At 40.7% G+C, this 16,238-nt stretch carries 14 protein-coding genes; 6 read left to right on the top strand and 8 right to left on the bottom strand.

Annotated elements, in window-relative coordinates; genetic code table 11:
• Window positions 1–122 precede the first annotated feature (122 nt).
• The 3 genes from gcvH to FHG08_RS06345 form a co-directional block, all read right to left on the bottom strand.
• Complete coding sequence (gene gcvH / locus FHG08_RS06355; protein WP_008112430.1) at window positions 123–512, bottom strand: glycine cleavage system protein GcvH; 390 nt, start codon at window positions 510–512, stop codon at window positions 123–125.
• A 76-nt stretch (window positions 513–588) separates the two neighbouring features.
• Window positions 589–1,671 carry a glycine cleavage system aminomethyltransferase GcvT gene (gene gcvT / locus FHG08_RS06350; RefSeq protein ID WP_008112433.1) on the bottom strand — a complete coding sequence of 361 codons (1,083 nt, stop codon included), beginning with the start codon at window positions 1,669–1,671 and terminating at the stop codon, window positions 589–591.
• 119 nt (window positions 1,672–1,790) lie between these two features.
• Window positions 1,791–2,390 (bottom strand): hypothetical protein, encoded by a 600-nt coding sequence (locus tag FHG08_RS06345; RefSeq protein WP_008465326.1) that lies wholly within the window; start codon window positions 2,388–2,390, stop codon window positions 1,791–1,793.
• A 126-nt stretch (window positions 2,391–2,516) separates the two neighbouring features.
• Here FHG08_RS06345 and FHG08_RS06340 point away from each other — a divergent pair, with 126 nt between their 5' ends.
• Window positions 2,517–3,374: a LysR family transcriptional regulator gene (locus FHG08_RS06340; RefSeq protein ID WP_008465324.1), complete on the top strand. Its 858-nt coding sequence runs from the start codon at window positions 2,517–2,519 to the stop codon at window positions 3,372–3,374.
• Window positions 3,375–3,566: 192 nt separating this feature from the next.
• Window positions 3,567–5,723: a TonB-dependent receptor domain-containing protein gene (locus FHG08_RS06335; RefSeq protein WP_054202296.1), complete on the top strand. Its 2,157-nt coding sequence runs from the start codon at window positions 3,567–3,569 to the stop codon at window positions 5,721–5,723.
• 84 nt (window positions 5,724–5,807) lie between these two features.
• Here FHG08_RS06335 and rlmB read toward each other — a convergent pair whose 3' ends face one another.
• The 5 genes from rlmB to FHG08_RS06310 all read right to left on the bottom strand — a co-directional run bounded on the left by rlmB (window position 5,808) and on the right by FHG08_RS06310 (window position 11,794).
• Window positions 5,808–6,551 (bottom strand): 23S rRNA (guanosine(2251)-2'-O)-methyltransferase RlmB, encoded by a 744-nt coding sequence (gene rlmB / locus FHG08_RS06330; protein ID WP_008112440.1) that lies wholly within the window; start codon window positions 6,549–6,551, stop codon window positions 5,808–5,810.
• Window positions 6,548–9,007, bottom strand: coding sequence for a ribonuclease R (gene rnr / locus FHG08_RS06325; protein ID WP_178954994.1), 2,460 nt, complete (start codon window positions 9,005–9,007; stop codon window positions 6,548–6,550). The genes rlmB and rnr overlap by 4 nt, the downstream gene beginning before the upstream one ends.
• Window positions 9,008–9,215: 208 nt before the next feature.
• Window positions 9,216–9,950 carry an enoyl-CoA hydratase/isomerase family protein gene (locus FHG08_RS06320; protein ID WP_178954992.1) on the bottom strand — a complete coding sequence of 245 codons (735 nt, stop codon included), beginning with the start codon at window positions 9,948–9,950 and terminating at the stop codon, window positions 9,216–9,218.
• Window positions 9,951–10,079: 129 nt separating this feature from the next.
• A complete protein-coding gene (locus tag FHG08_RS06315) occupies window positions 10,080–10,694 on the bottom strand; it encodes a DNA-binding response regulator (RefSeq protein WP_178954990.1) in 615 nt (204 codons plus the stop codon).
• The gene (locus FHG08_RS06310) at window positions 10,691–11,794 is read right to left on the bottom strand and encodes a sensor histidine kinase (protein ID WP_178954988.1); all 1,104 of its coding nucleotides are present in this window, start codon (window positions 11,792–11,794) and stop codon (window positions 10,691–10,693) included. The genes FHG08_RS06315 and FHG08_RS06310 overlap by 4 nt, the downstream gene beginning before the upstream one ends.
• A 328-nt stretch (window positions 11,795–12,122) precedes the next feature.
• On the opposite strand from FHG08_RS06310, the gene FHG08_RS06305 reads away from it, so the two are divergent.
• From FHG08_RS06305 to queG, 4 genes are all read left to right on the top strand, one after another.
• The gene (locus FHG08_RS06305; RefSeq protein ID WP_178954986.1) at window positions 12,123–12,989 is read left to right on the top strand and encodes a DMT family transporter; all 867 of its coding nucleotides are present in this window, start codon (window positions 12,123–12,125) and stop codon (window positions 12,987–12,989) included.
• Window positions 12,986–13,690, top strand: a complete 705-nt coding sequence (locus FHG08_RS06300) for a glycerophosphodiester phosphodiesterase family protein (protein ID WP_178954984.1) — start codon at window positions 12,986–12,988, stop codon at window positions 13,688–13,690. Before FHG08_RS06305 ends, FHG08_RS06300 begins: the two co-directional genes overlap by 4 nt.
• A gap of 58 nt (window positions 13,691–13,748) precedes the next feature.
• The gene (locus FHG08_RS06295) at window positions 13,749–14,969 is read left to right on the top strand and encodes a methyl-accepting chemotaxis protein (RefSeq protein WP_178954982.1); all 1,221 of its coding nucleotides are present in this window, start codon (window positions 13,749–13,751) and stop codon (window positions 14,967–14,969) included.
• Between the two features lie 71 nt (window positions 14,970–15,040).
• The gene (queG, locus tag FHG08_RS06290) at window positions 15,041–16,174 is read left to right on the top strand and encodes a tRNA epoxyqueuosine(34) reductase QueG (protein ID WP_178954980.1); all 1,134 of its coding nucleotides are present in this window, start codon (window positions 15,041–15,043) and stop codon (window positions 16,172–16,174) included.
• The last annotated feature ends 64 nt before the right edge of the window (window positions 16,175–16,238 follow it).

The raw sequence follows: 16,238 nt of genomic DNA, 5'->3' as shown, positions 1-16,238 counted from the left end.
TGGGTAACTAGTATTGATTAAAATATGTGATGATTTAGCTGCTTACTTTGTATGGAAAAATAAGCGCTTTAATCATAAAAGCCCCAATGTTTTAACATAGAGGGGCTTTTATTAATTAACGATTAGTCTTCGTCAATTGTATGCGCGTAACCTTCAGCGTCTAATAAATTATCTAACTCAGACTCTTCTGACGCTTTAATACGGAATAACCAACCGTCGCCGTATGCGTCGTTGTTTACTGTTTCAGGCGCATCTTCTAGCTCTTCGTTAATGGCAACAATTTCACCACTGATTGGCGCGTAAATGTCTGATGCCGCTTTTACTGACTCTGCTACTGCACAGTCTTCGCCAGCATCTACTTCGTCGCCTACTTCTGGTAATTCAACAAATACCATGTCGCCAAGCAGCTCTTGCGCATGCTCAGAAATACCAACAGTGTAAGTGCCGTCGCCTTCGTTACGAACCCACTCGTGTGAAGGTGCGTATTTTAACTCGCTAGGGATATTGCTCATTTTTTTCATCCTTTGGTTTAGATTGGGAGAATACCAATGAATAAGGCTAACTTATTTATTGGTATAACCAAATTATTTAGATTATTGATTTACCGTTACGTACAAAGCCCGATTTAACAACTTTTACGTTAACTAATTTTTTACGCATTTCTACTTGAGCCGTGTCGCCGGTTGAACGAGGTACACGTGCTAATGCAACACTATAGCCCAATGTTGGTGAGAATGTGCCAGATGTAATAACACCTTCGCCACCATCAACAATTACTTTAGAACCACTGCGTAGCACGCCTTTTTCTTCAAGAATAAGACCTACTTGCTTGTGAGTGCTTTTTTCTGCACGTTGTTTTACCAAAACATCACGACCAATAAAGTCACGATCTTCTGGTTCCCATGCAATAGTCCATGCCATGTTAGCAGCCAGTGGTGATACGCTTTCGTCCATATCTAGGCCGTAAAGGTTCATACCGGCTTCTAAACGCAGTGTATCGCGCGCGCCTAAGCCCGCAGGCGCTACACCGGCATCAAGCAATTGCTGCCATAAATCGGCGGCTTGCTCGTTTGGTACTACAATTTCGTAACCGTCTTCGCCAGTATAACCTGTTGTAGCAATAAATAAATCACCGGCTTGAACACCAAAAAATGGCTTCATGCCTTCTACTGCAGCTTGCTGGTCTGCGTTTAATACCTGGGCTGTTTTAGCACGTGCATTAGGGCCTTGAACCGCAATCATGGCGTATTCTGGGCGCTCAGTAACCGTTACAGCAAAATCGCTCGACACCTTAGCCAAATGTGCTAAATCTTTTTCACGGGTCGCTGAGTTAACCACTAAGCGATAAAATGTTTCGCTAAAGTAGTAAATAATTAAGTCATCGATTACGCCGCCTTGCTCGTTAAGCATGCCAGTGTAAAGCGCTTTACCTGGTACGGTTAACTTAGCAACATCGTTAGCTACTAGCTTGCGTAAAAATGCTTGTGCTTGCTCACCTTGTATATCAACAATGGTCATGTGTGATACGTCGAACATACCCGCATCGTTACGTACGGCGTTGTGTTCTTCTATTTGTGAGCCGTAGTTAATTGGCATTTCCCAGCCATGAAAATCAACCATTTTTGCGCCGGCTTCAAGATGCTTTGCATGTAATACTGTTTTAGAAGTCATAATATTCCTTCACTTTTAAATTAACCCATGTGTGTGGGCGTGGCCTCAATTAAATGAGGGGGAATAACATGGTAGCCATTATTAAGCCTACCAAATTGTAATCTTTAACTTTTTACCCGTTAGGCTGCTTGAGTGTTGGTAACACTAAAGCCCTGTTGCTGCATATACTGTTGCCACTTATCAAGCGTGGCCGTTTTAGCAATAACAATAAACTGCTGTTCATTGTTTTGATCTACTGCAGTAACAAACACATCACCACTTTGCGCGCCATAGCAAAGCTGCGCGTCAGCAAGGCGTAACCCTGGGGTTAGTTTAAATGCCTCAACTAAGGTATCAAATGCATTGTCGCCTTTTAAAGTAAAGGTCGCTAAGTCGGTGCGTACCACAAAGTCTATATCGTATCTAAGCTGCTGCTCGTTAATGAGCGCTTGTAATTGCAGGCTAGCATTAACTGGAAGTACAAATCGAAAGGCGGTTTCGCTAAAGTAGTAAACGGCGTAGCTAAAATCAGAATTTAAATCGCCATCCAGTGTGCCTTTAAAGCCAAAGCCACTAGCGGTAAGTTTGGTGAGGTCATGACCTAAAATAGCACTTAAAAATACCGATGCTTCACTACCACTAAAGTCAATAACAACGTGACTGCTATCGGCTTGTAAGGCATTTATAACCGCGCTGTTAGCGTTGCTATGGCGGGCAAACATAATCGGGTTAAAAGTCATAACAAATACCTATCAATCTTTAATAGCAAAAGTATATTGCGCAAGCCTTACAACAACAAATTGTAATTACTTATCAATTGATAAATAATACTTATATATATAGCCATATAAATAGTAATTTTAAATATGAAAAATATTTCAACCGACAGTTTACGAACTTTTGTTATGGTGGTTGAGGTTGGTGGATTTGCCAAAGCAGGCGATTTACTTGGCCTTTCGCAACCTGCGGTGAGCTTACAAGTAAAACGCTTAGAAGACTTACTCGGCTATAAATTATTTAAAAAGCAGGGGCAACGACAAGTGCTCAACCAATATGGCGAGTTATTACTGCCGATGGCAAAGCAAATGGTGCAGCATAACGATGCCATTTTGCAGTTGTTCACCTCAGAAAGTGTAACTGGTAAAGTGCGCTTGGGGATCCCTAGCGAATTTGCCGCGCGTATTTTGCCCTCCATTATTGGCGATTTTGTAGCGCTCTACCCTGAGGTATCACTTGAAGTAAAATCACGTTTAAGTAAACACCTACTCTCTGATGAGCGCCAAGATCAATTTGATTTAGTGTTAGCGCTTAACGAGCAACTAGACTCAGAAAAATTCCCTATTTTTATTCAAGACCAATTAGTGTGGGTGGGCGACCTATCACTGGCACAAAATGAAACCGTAACCTTAGTGACCGCCCCTGAGGGCTGTATTTATCGACGCAGAGCAACTCAGGCGCTTGAAAAAGCAGGCATTAAATATCGTATTGTTTACAGTAATGCCGATTTAACCGGTTTAATTGCCGCATTAAAAGAAGGCTTAGGTATAACAGTGCTCGCAAAAAGTACCGTACCTAACGATTTAGCCTATCACTTACACACTAAACATTTACCTGCGCTTGGTAGCATAGGTATTAGTTTAGTAAAAACCGCCAGCGAACCTGAAAACGCGGTATTTAAACTCGCCGAATTTATTAAGCTGCGCTTAGGCTATCCCACTGCTTAAATAACCGCCACCAGCCAATACATTATCCTAATTTTATAAGATTAGAATAAACACTTAGTTAAAAATGTTATAAAAATAGCGTGTTTTTACGGCAAATGTAAATATAACTAAAACTTAATAATATTGATTCTCATTCGTTAACATGTTTAAATTACGCCAATTTTAGTAGTTGAACTATTTTTAGGGTAATCAATGTCACATAAATTTTTAGTTTCCTCGTTAACTGCAGCCGTAGCGCTGTCTTTAAGTGCTACAGCAATGGCAAAAGATGCCGGCGGCGTTGAACGCAACTTTGAACAAATTACCGTTATTGGCTCACAAGCAGCAATTAACGATATTCCAGGATCGGCTACATTTATCTCTGATGAAGAATTGCAAAAATTCGAATTTACCGATATTTCTCGCGTATTAGCATCAGTACCAGGTGTATACGTTCAAGAAGAAGATGGCTATGGTCTGCGTCCTAACATTGGTATGCGTGGCACAGGTACTGGCCGTAACGATAAAATTTCAGTAATGGAAGACGGCGTACTCGTTGCACCAGCTCCTTATTCTGCACCATCGGCTTATTACTTCCCGACTATGGGTCGTATGGAATCTATTGAAGTATTAAAAGGTGCTGCCTCAGTTAAATATGGCCCGCGCACTACCGGTGGTGTATTAAATTTACTTTCTCGCAGCTTACCAACTGAAGCAAATAGCTCTATGGGTATGGTTGACGCGGCACTTGGTAGCGATGGTTACTATAAAGGTCACGCTTACTTCGCTAAAGAAAAAAATAACACTGCTGGCTTAATTGAAGTGTTTTCTTACGGCGCTGATGGTTTTAAAGAATTACCTGTAGGCGATGACAACACTGGTTTTGAAAAAAATGACGTACTGGTAAAATTTGGCCATACCTTTGGTGAAAACGATGCCCACAACATTGAGTTTAAAGCTAAGTACTCTGAAGAAACATCAGACGAAACGTACATGGGCTTAACTAACGCCGATTACCAAGAAAATCCTAACCGTCGTTATGCGGCATCGCAAAACGATGAGATGAACACTCGTCACAATGCATACCAAGTAAACTATGCATATCGCTTTGGTGAAGGTTACGAATTTTTAGCAACCGCTTATCTAAATGACTTCCACCGTAACTGGTACAAAGCCAGTAAAGTAAGCGAAAGCTACCTTGAGCAATACAGTGAATTTGAAGCAAACCCAACGGCTGAAGGCATCGAAAACATAGGTGTTAAAGCTAATAACCGCGACTACCAAGCCAAAGGCGTGCAGTCTGAATTACACATTCCAGCGGGCGATCACTACATTACGGTTGGCGTACGTTACCACGAAGATGAAATGGATCGTTTCCAGTGGGAAGACAAATACACGCTTAATCAAGATTTAAGCATGACTCTTACTTCGCAAGGCGCACCTGGCTCTAATAGCAATCGCTTAGACAGCGCAAAAGCAAGCACCCTATTTATTCAAGACGAATGGACAATGGATGCATTAGTAGTGAGTGCAGGTCTGCGTTATGAAGACATTACTATTACCCGTGAAGAATGGGCTAAATCAGATCCAACTCGTAGCCAAGGCTTAACGAAAGACATTTCAAACGATACTGAAATTTTAGTACCGTCTTTAGGTGCTACTTACACACTTAACGACAACGTAACGTTACTTGCAGGCATTCAAAAAGGTTATGCACCCGCAGCGCCAGGCAATGCAGACCAAGACGAAGAAGAAAGCGTCAACATTGAGTTTGGTTCTCGTTTTAATGCAAACGGCTTTAACGGTGAAGTGATTGCATTCTACTCTGATTACGACAACATGCATGGTAACTGTACTGCTGCAGTAGGTTGTAGCGACGATAACATTGGCGACCAATACAACTACGGTGAAGTAGAAGTATCGGGCTTTGAATTTAGCGCTGGTCGAACGTTTAATACTGCATCAGTTGCGTTCCCAGTTAAACTGACTTACACCTACACTGATTCAGAGTTTAAAAACACATTTGATTCAGAAATTTGGGGCTCTGTAGAAAAAGGCGATGCAATGCCTTACGTACCAGAAAACCAAGTTGCTTTATCATTTGGTGCCGAAGTGAATAACTTTGTTGTTAACAGCCAAATACGTTACGTATCGGATGCACATGCTGACCTTTCTGACTCAGGCTTAAATGCGATTGATAGTCGTGTTGTATGGGATTTAGCTGCTAAGTACTTAATTGATGAAAATCAAAAAGTATACCTAAGCGTTGATAACCTGTTTGATAAAACCTACATTGCTAACCGCGCAAATGGCGGTATTCAACCTGGTAAGCCACGCTCAGTACAAATGGGTTACTCTTACAGCTTTTAATAAAGCGCTAACTTAAAAGTACAAAAAAGCCGAGATTGATGTAATCAATCTCGGCTTTTTAATGCCTATGTGATTAGCTTAGGCTTAATTTGTTTCTGCGCGCTGGCGTAACACTTCAAATAAACAAATGCCGGTTGCTACCGATACATTTAAACTTGAAACCGTGCCTGCCATTGGGATTTTAACGAGCACATCACAATGCTCACGTGTTAAGCGGCGCATGCCCTCGCCTTCAGCACCCATCACAATCGCCATTGGGCCTGTTAAGCTGGCATCAAATACATGTGTGTCGGTTTCACCGGCAGTACCTACAACCCAAACGCCCGCGTCTTTTATTTCACGTAATGTACGTGCAAGGTTAGTTACCTGAATAAGCGGTACCGTTTCTGCTGCGCCACAGGCTACTTTACGTGCTGTGCCATTAAGCTTTGCTGATTTGTCTTTAGGAACAATCACCGCATGTACGCCCGCTGCATCGGCACTACGTAAGCAAGCACCTAAATTATGCGGATCGGTAATGCCATCAAGTACCAGTAAAAATGGCGTGTCTTCGCGTTCAATGATCTCATCGAGATCTTTTTCATTAAACACTCGCGCCGCTTTTACGTTGGCAATAATGCCTTGATGCTGTTCATCTTTCGCTTTGTTATCAAGCGCTTTTCGTTGCATAAACTGTACTGAAATACCAAACTGACGCGCTTGCTCAATCACAGGCGATAGACGCTTATCATCACGTCCCTTAAGGGCGTATATTTCTATAAAGCGCTCTGGCTCTTTTGCTAAAATTGCTTCAACAGAGTGAAAGCCAAAAATTAATTCATTACTCACGAATTGTTTGCTCCTGGGCTACTACGTTTACGGGCATTTTTACCTGGTCTTTTAGGCTTTTTGACCGCTTTCTTTTTGGTTTTTTTCTTCGCGGTGGTGTCATCCGCTGTTACTTTAGATTTACCCGCTGCCTTAGCTTTACTTGCAGGCTTTTTTCCACTTTTTGGTTTTTTACTGTCGCTTGCTGACTTTTTACCCGGTATTTTACCGGCTTTAAGTTGCGAGCGAACACTTGCTGGGGCATTCTTTTTTGGCGCACGACGACGCGCATAACGATCTTGAGCCACATCGCCTTTAAGCGTTAAGTTAATTCGGCGATCATCTAAGCTTACCGAGGCAACTTGTACAGTTACTTTATCGCCTAAACGATAAACCGTATGTGTGTGTTCACCCACCAAGCAATGTTTAGCCGCATCATGTTGGAAGTATTCATCACCTAAATTGGTAACATGAATTAATCCATCAATTTGCAAATCATCTAAACGAATAAATAAACCAAAATTAGTAACCGATGAAATAACCCCGTTAAACTCCGTGCCTACATGATCTTGCATGTATTCACATTTTAGCCAATCGGCTACTTCACGGGTGGCATCGTCTGCGCGGCGCTCAGTGGTAGAACACTGCTCACCAAGTTGATCGACTTCATCATCGCTGTAAGCGTATTCACCTGACGTTTGTTGACCTTGCGCTTTTAATACCGCTTTAATTGCACGGTGTACCACTAAATCGGGGTAACGGCGAATTGGCGAGGTAAAGTGTGCGTAGGCCGATAATGCTAAACCAAAGTGACCTATGTTATCTGGCTGATATACCGCTTGCTTCATTGAGCGCAGCAGCATAGTTTGAATAAGTTCAGCTTCAGGACGATCCCCTAAACGAGCCAATACATGAGTAATTTCTTTCGGGGTGGGTTCGTCGCTTAGCGTGCTTTCAATACCTAGCTCAGTTAAAAACTGAGTAAAGTTACCCAGTTTTTCGCTATCGGGTTCATCATGTACCCTAAACAATGCACTTGCTTCGTGTTTCTCAAGTAATTTAGCCGCCGAAACATTAGCTAAAATCATACATTCTTCAATCAGCTTATGCGCATCATTACGAATAACCGGCACAATAGATTCTATTTTACGTTGTGCGTTAAATACAAAACGAGTTTCGAGTGTTTCAAATTCAATTGCACCACGCTCTTGGCGTGCTGCTTTTAATGCCATGTACATTTGCTGTAAGTCAGTTAAATGTGGCACTACAGCTGCGTATTCTTTACGGAGCTTTTCGTCATTTTGTAAAATGGCATTTACTTTGGTGTAGGTTAAACGAGCATGCGAATTCATTAGTGCTTCGTAAAACTTATAGCCCGACAGCTTACCCTCTTGCGATACGGTCATTTCTGCAACCATACACAGGCGATCAACCTCAGGGTTAAGCGAACACAAACCGTTAGACAATACTTTTGGCAGCATTGGAATAACTTGCTCAGGGAAATACACTGAATTACCGCGCTCTATCGCTTCTTTGTTAAGCGGCGTGTTCATACCTACATAATGGGATACATCGGCAATGGCTACCCATAAACGCCAGCCACCTGATTTTTTAGGTTCACAATAAACAGCGTCATCAAAGTCGCGAGCGTCTTCGCCATCAATAGTGACAAGTGGTAAGCCGCGTAAATCAACACGGCCTTGCTTATCGGCTTCTTCAACAAATTCACCTAAGTGGGCAACTTGCTGCTCAACTTCTTCAGGCCACACATGTGGAATATCGTGATTACGCAGCGCAACTTCAATTTCCATACCCGGCGCTAAATGCTCGCCCAGTACGTCAATCACTTTACCTACCGCATTCATATTGCGGCTTGGATTTTGAGTTATTTGCACTTGCACCATTTGGTTGTGGCGTGCGCCTTTTTCGTTACCCGGTAAAATAATAATATCTTGGGTAATGCGCGGATCTTCAGCAACCACCACAGCAATACCATGCTCAACAAAATAGCGGCCAACAATAGGCGCTCGCTCATTAGTAAGCACTTTAATAATACGGGCATCGCATTTTGAGCCTGAACCACGCTTAGTGCCTTTCGCAAGAACAATGTCGCCATGTAGCACCATATTCATTTGATGCTTGGCAATAAACCAGTCTTTGCTCTCGCCTTCAACTTCTAAAAAGCCAAAACCGTCTCTGTGACCGACAACTTTGCCTTTGGTTAAACCGGCTTCGTCAATCAGGGCATAACATTTAAATTTATTAAAATACAATTGCCCGTCGCGCTCCATGGCACGAAGTCGGCGCTTAAATGCTATTTGTCGTTCTTCATCGTTGACCGCGAGTTCTTCGCATAGTTGCGTGTAATTAGCAGGTTTTGAACGCTCTTGAAGGTGAGTAAGTATAAACTCACGACTAGGGACTGGGTTTTCGTACTTTTCTTGTTCTCGACTGAGATTTGGATCTTGGTTTGACATTCACTATCTTGTTAGTTGGTTATGTAAGCATTTTAACTCATATACTCGAAATGAGACAGGTAAAAGCCATTAAACTTTTAATAAAGCGTTATTAGCTTTTGCATTTTGTAGCAATGTAGCTAAATAACACTTAACACCTACTTAATTAATGCACATGAAAGTGAGTAAATTAACTGTAGTTATGCTTACTCACTTTTATAAAAACAGCTTACTTTTGCTGTAGTTTCTTCCACAATAGCGTGCTGATGTTTTCAATAAAAGCCGAGTCTTGTGCAGCCATAACATCGAGTATTGGTTTGTTCATTTGGGTTTTGTTTTGAGCGTATATCCAACGATTTTTATTAAAGCTTTGCGCAAACTCTAACACACCCGCTTGCAAGGCTTGCTCATCAGCAAAAATTGCTTCTACCACATTTTGTTGTAACAATTTTTGCGCATCAACACGCTCGCCAGTCATAGCTAAGCGGTTAAAAAATTGAGGATTAATCGCTTTATTAATAATCGGAAACATAGACGGTACAAACGGTACCAGTACATCAACTTCAGGAAAGCAGAAAAAGCCTTTGTCCGATTTCATAAACCGAAAATCACAGGCACATGCCAATACCGAGCCATTACCATAAGTGTGACCGTTTAGTGCAGCAATGATAGGCATAGGAAACGTCACTATGCGTTTAAATAACTGCCCTATCGAATTCATAAAATCAGCAATAACTGTAGGCGTGTTATCTGAAATTGCCATCCACTGTAAATCTATTCCCAATGACCAGCTTTTATCGCTGCTTGAGGTTAATACTACGGCGTTAATATCGCCATTGGCTTCTATGCTATCTAAGTGTTGATTAAGTTCAGCTATAAAACTAGGGTTATGGCGGTTTTCAGCGGTATTCATGGTAAGTATTGCCACGTTTTGCTCAGTGGTAATCTTTATTAATGCGGTCATTCGAGCCTCTTTGAGTGCATTTAGCTGCGCTTTTAGCACTTTTCGTTACTTTTATAGTTATGCACTGAATAGTAATACGTTGTATAAAATTTATAAAGTGCCTATTTTTGTAATCATCAAAGAAGCTATTTATAACCACCCCTTTTGCCGAGCGATACGCGCTGCATCTATCCTGTTTGTGGCATTGAGCTTTGCAATCGCATCAGATAAATAATTGCGCGTTGTCCCTTCACTTATATAGAGCTGCTTTGCTATTTCGCTGGTTTTTAAGCCATCACTTGCAAGCTTTAAGGCTTTACGCTCTTTATCTGTGAGTGGGTCGGCATCGTCTAGGGCATTAATGGCAAGTTCTGGGTCAATCACCTTTTGCCCTTGCATTACTTTTTTTAACGCGTTTATTAGCTCTTCGCTAGGTGCTTCTTTTAAAATAAAACCTTTAACACCCGCATTCAAAGAGCGCCTAATATAACCAGCACGTGAAAAAGTGGTCATAATTACCATATTAATTGCAGGATATTTAGCGGCTATTTGCTCACTAAGCTCAATGCCATTTATGCTTGGCATTTCTATATCCGTTAAAATGATATCTGGATGTAAGTCTTTACTAAGCGCGCTGATTTCATTTAACGCATCTCGCCCATTACATGCTTGACCAATTACCTCAATATTAAAGTCGAGGCTTAATAAAGCGGCAACTGCGTCGCGCACCAGCGCTTGATCTTCAACTAAATATACTTTGATCATTTTAAATCCTCAGCACTTAATGGCAGTACAACGTTTAAAGTAAATGTATCGCCACAGGTAAATTTTGCACTGCCGTTTAATTGCTCTGCTCGCTCTTTAATGCCATTTAAACCATTTCCCGCTTTTAATGTGGTGCATGGCGCGTTATCAATAACGGCAATAAGTAATTGCCGCTTTGTTTGTTCTATATTAATAGAACCGATTTTTGTGCTGCTATGGCGTAATAAATTAGTCACTGACTCTTTAATAATAAGACTCGCAATGCCCTCAACCTTGGCAGGTAACGTCGCTAAATTAACGTTAAATTTTATGTTAAAGCCTTGCTCTTTGAGTGTTTGTTTTAGCTGTGTTATTTGGCTGTTTAAGTTGAGCTGCTTTAAATCACTTACCGCGTTTCGTACATCACTCAGTAACTGTCTTGCAAGATCTGCTACTTGGGCTATTTCGTTATTAGCCTGCGCGTATCGTTCACCTTGATTTAGTTTATTCGCAAGTTCAGCTTTTAAAGCTATTGATGACAGTGAGTGACCTAAAATATCATGTAAATCTCGGGCTATGCGTTCACGCTCAGCAATGGCTGCTAGTTGCTCCAATTGCTTTGCGCTTTCTTGTTCGCGCTTTTTATGTTCGCGCTCTCTTTTTGCTGCAATTCCATAGCTAAATAAGGCGGCACATAATATTAATGCCACAGCCAAAAAGTACTGAAGCTTTCCTATATCGCTTAAATACGAACTTGTAAAAAGCGCGACTATAATGGCTAATGCGGCATAATACCGCTGCTTTTGGGTATAACTATACCCTGCCACATAAGCAACAAAACCATACAAAGTAGGTGTGCCAGAGGTAAAAAAAGTGGCGCTAAAACAAATGGCGAGCAAGGCTAAAAATAAGGGGGTAATTTTTGTGTTATTGCAGTTAATTGCTTTTATGTACAAAATAATAAAAGCAATATAAAAAGCTAAACATAGGCTCATTTGGCTTTTTGTAAATTGGTCAAAATTAATAATTAATGGCAATAAATAAAAGCCGGTAAAAATTAAATGGCCATACTTCCAAAACGTTTTATCCGTTTGTTGAGAAAAGCTACTTAGCGAACTCATACTAATACCTCTGGCCTATTGTTTTTGTTTATAGCACTATTTTTATTAATAAATATTAATAACATAAAAATGAATGCGAACATAAAACAATCTTCATAAGTCGCAGTTAAACTTAGTGTTTCTACAAAGTCGCTAATGCTTAAGCTTATTAAAATTAAGGAATTCATAACACCCTCCAATATAAGTAAAGTAACTATGCCATTAGATAAAATATATAAGAGTGTGAAGTGTCATTAACTTGGCTGACATTTGTCATGAAATAGAAAAATTCATCTTCTGAGTGTAAAAGCAATGCTAATATAGCCAAAAAAAGTGACAAGGAAATCTCGTGCAGTCCCAACAACAAAGCTTAATTTACTTACATATTGCCGTCCTTTTATTTGGCGGCACCGCCTTATTCGCAAAGCTAATTGGTTTGAATGCATTAGATATTACCGCTTATCGCGCGGCTATCGCTGGGGTGGCAATTTGTGTGCTACTGACTTTGCAAAAAAAACCAATTAAGCTGCATCACGCCAAAGATTATGTGATTGCCATTTTATTAGGCGTTGCCGTAGGTATCCACTGGGTAACCTACTTTGCAGGCATGCAATTGGCGGGAATTACCGTGGGCATGTTAGCTTTTTTTACCTATCCCGTGATCACGGTATTTTTAGAGCCTCTATTTAATAAAAGTAAGCCCAAAGCAAAAGATATAATAAGCGCTGTGGTGGTGATTATTGGTATTTATTTATTGATCCCTAACGTTAATTTAGGCGATGACATCACTTTAGGTGTTTTGACGGGGGTGGTATCAGCGTTGTTTTTTGCTCTTCGTAATATTACCCATAAACGCTACTTTAGCGAGTATGGTGGACCGCAAACCATGTTTTATCAAACGTTAGTGGCAAGCCTGATGCTATGTACATTTATTGAAGTACCCATAACACAAATTAATGATACTGATTTAATATTGTTGCTTATCGCCGGTGTGGTGTTTACTGCGATGCCGCATTCGTTATTTGCAGCGAGTTTAAAACATTTATCAGCAGCGACCGCTGGATTGATTTCTTGCTTACAGCCCCTTTATGGCACAATACTGGCTATAATTATTTTGCACGAACGCCCTTCAGTGATGACCCTGATTGGTGGCGCACTGATTGTTAGTGCTGCGTGCTTTGAAACTTGGTCAATCTCACGGAAAAAGCAGCCATGAAAATATTTGCTCATAGAGGCACAAGCACACACTTTCCTGAAAATACACATAGCGCCATTATGGCGGCGTTAAAAGCAAATGTAGATGGCATTGAGGTTGATGTACAAAGCGCACTTGATGACTACGTGATTATTCATGATACCTATCTAGATAGAACCACTAATGGTAAAGGTAAAGTGTGCGACCTAAGCGCTCAGCAAATTCAACAATTTGATGCGGGAAATGGTGAGCAAGTACCTACCCTACAACAACTAATTGACTGGAATAGCAACCAAACCTTACTTAATTTAGAGCTAAAACATACTTTTGAACTAGAAAAGTTTGCTGCGCAACTAGAAATGAATATTACTGCAAATAAGATATCAGCAGGCAATATTTTAGTTTCATCATTTAATCATCATCAACTACACTGGCTAAAGAACCGCTTGCCTTGGCTTAAAATTGGCGCACTTACTGCATCAATTCCATTGCAGTATGCGAAGTTTGCTGAAGACTTACAGGCCTTTAGCATTCATGTTGACAAAAACTTTATGAACAAGTCGTTTGTTGACGATGCCAAACTGCGCGGCTTACAGGTGTTTGCCTACACCGTAGATGAAGTTGAAGATATTAAACTGATGCTTGCCTGTGGTGTTGATGGCATTTTTACTAACGACCCTGAACGAACTAAGCATTTTTTGGCGCAATTAAATGAACTATAACTAATTATTTAATTGCTATTTATGCTATAAAAACAATAATTTAGTAGGTCACTATTTAATGAGTAGCTACATGCGTATTTATAACTTTTTAGAACAAACTCTATTTTTTACTTTAACCCGAAAAATAGTGGGTAATTTAAGCTTTGTATTTTTATTTCAAGCTATTACATTATTTTGGTTACACAGTAGCCTCTCTGAAAATCAACAAAGCACAGGGCTATTTTGGGCATTAACCCTGCTGATTGTTGCCGGTTTTATATTTACTATTTTTTATATGCGCTTTTTAATTGTGCGCCCGGTAAAAGCCATGCGCGATACGTTGATTAATATTAATCAACAAGATGCCAACTTAGCTGCCAAACTTCCTCATTTTACTTTTGATGAATTTAGAGATTTAAGTGAACAATATAATCAGTTTACTACGCATTTAAACAGCTTATTAAATACGACCTACAGCAGCGCTCAGGAAAGCGTGCAAAGTAATAGCCAAGTAACGCAATCAATGCAGCACACAGAGCAGCTAAGCGAACAGCAAATTAATTTAAGCCACACCATAATTAATGCCAGCAACCAAATTACCCAAAGCCTACAAGATATCGTAAGTAACACTGATAGCGTACATCAGGTAAATAATGAACATCTTAGTTTTGTTAAGCTCTCTGCGAGCGAACTGTCAAAACTGGTTGAACAGGTGAGACTTATTAATGAAATGCTGGGTAGTTTTTCTAAAACGATTGCAGGCTTAAAAGAGAATAGTGAAAACATTCGTAGCATTTTAAAAATGGTAGAAGAGTTTTCTGATCAAACTAATTTATTAGCGCTTAATGCGGCAATTGAAGCAGCGCGCGCCGGAGAGGCAGGGAGAGGTTTTGCCGTGGTTGCCGATGAAGTTCGCACCCTATCGGTTAAAGTAAGTGATGCAACCCGCCAAATTAGTGATTTTATTACCCAAATGAATGAGCTGGTTAATGAAACCAATAAAGAGTCTCAGCAGTTAATTAGTCACTCTAATAACGCACAAGCTGCAATCAACGATACCTCAGAAGGTTTTGGAAAAATGCTCAATGAATTTGAGCATAATCAGCAGCAATTACAGCAAATAGCTAACGCAGTTCATTTACTTGAAGATACACAAAATCAAACCCATGAATCGGTTGAACAAATTGTGGCGCTTGGCGAACAAGCAAAGCAACAAATAGACACCGCATTGCATGACTCTGAGCAATCACAAAAACTAAGTCAACAAACCCAACAACAGTTAAAGCGTTTTGTAGGCTAGGGCCTGACTAGTTTTACCCAAGCCGCGATTATGCTAAATTACGCGGCTTATAATATAACTGTGTGAAGCATGTGAGCGACGTCAATCTAAATTATGAACAGCTAGCCCAGCAAATAAAGCTATGGGGTCAAGAACTTGGCTTTAGTGAAGTGGGTATTACTGACATTGATTTAACTAAGCATGAAGCACAGCTGCAGCGATGGCTTGATGCGGGTTTTCATGGCTCAATGGATTATATGGCAGCCCATGGTATGAAGCGTGCTCGCCCTAATGAGCTAGTACCCGGAACACAGCGGGTTATTTCAGTTAAAATGAATTACCTCCCACCTGATTCTGGCTTTGCCAAAAACCTTAAAAATACCGAAAAAGCCTATATCAGTCGATATGCCCTTGGCCGTGACTATCATAAGTTGATGCGCAACCGAATCAAACAGTTAGGTAAAAAAATTGAACAATATGTGGGTGACTATAGCTTTAGGCCTTTTGTTGATTCAGCCCCTGTACTTGAACGTCAACTCGCTGAAAAAGCGGGATTAGGCTGGCGCGGAAAGCATTCTTTATTAATAAATAAAGAGGCGGGTTCTTGGTTCTTTTTAGGAGAGCTTTTTGTCGACTTACCTTTACCTATTGATAACGAAAACACTTTTGAGGGCTGCGGCAAATGCGTTGCCTGCATAACACTATGCCCCACTGGTGCTATTGTAGAACCTTATGTGGTTGATGCGCGTAAGTGCATTTCGTATTTAACTATAGAGCATCAAGGCGCTATTCCTGAGCAATACAGAACATTAATGGGAAATCGCATTTATGGCTGTGACGATTGCCAATTGGTATGCCCATGGAACCGCTACGGACAAATTACCGATGAGGCTGACTTTCATCCTCGTACACAATTAAAAAACAAAGATTTACTCGAGTTATTTGCTTGGGATGAAACTACCTTTTTAAAAAATACCGAGGGCAGTCCAATCCGCCGCATTGGCCATGAACGTTGGCTACGAAATATAGCCGTTGGATTAGGTAACGCAGATTTTAGCCCGGCAATTATTGCTGCACTCGAAGATAAACGCCAAACAGTCAGTGATCTGGTGGGTGAACATATAAATTGGGCACTCGCCCAGCAACACGATAAACAAAGGCAAAAGTTGCGTAAAACAGCACGGTTAATTCGTATAGTTGAAAAAGGCTTACCCAGAGACGCATAAGCCTTTTACCCTTTTAACCTCCTCTGCGATCTCTTAGCTCTCTTTGTGCATAATTTACTAATAT

Source organism: Pseudoalteromonas sp. Scap03 (assembly GCF_013393115.1).
Lineage (GTDB): Bacteria > Pseudomonadota > Gammaproteobacteria > Enterobacterales > Alteromonadaceae > Pseudoalteromonas.
This window is presented reverse-complemented; position numbering and strand designations above follow the sequence as displayed.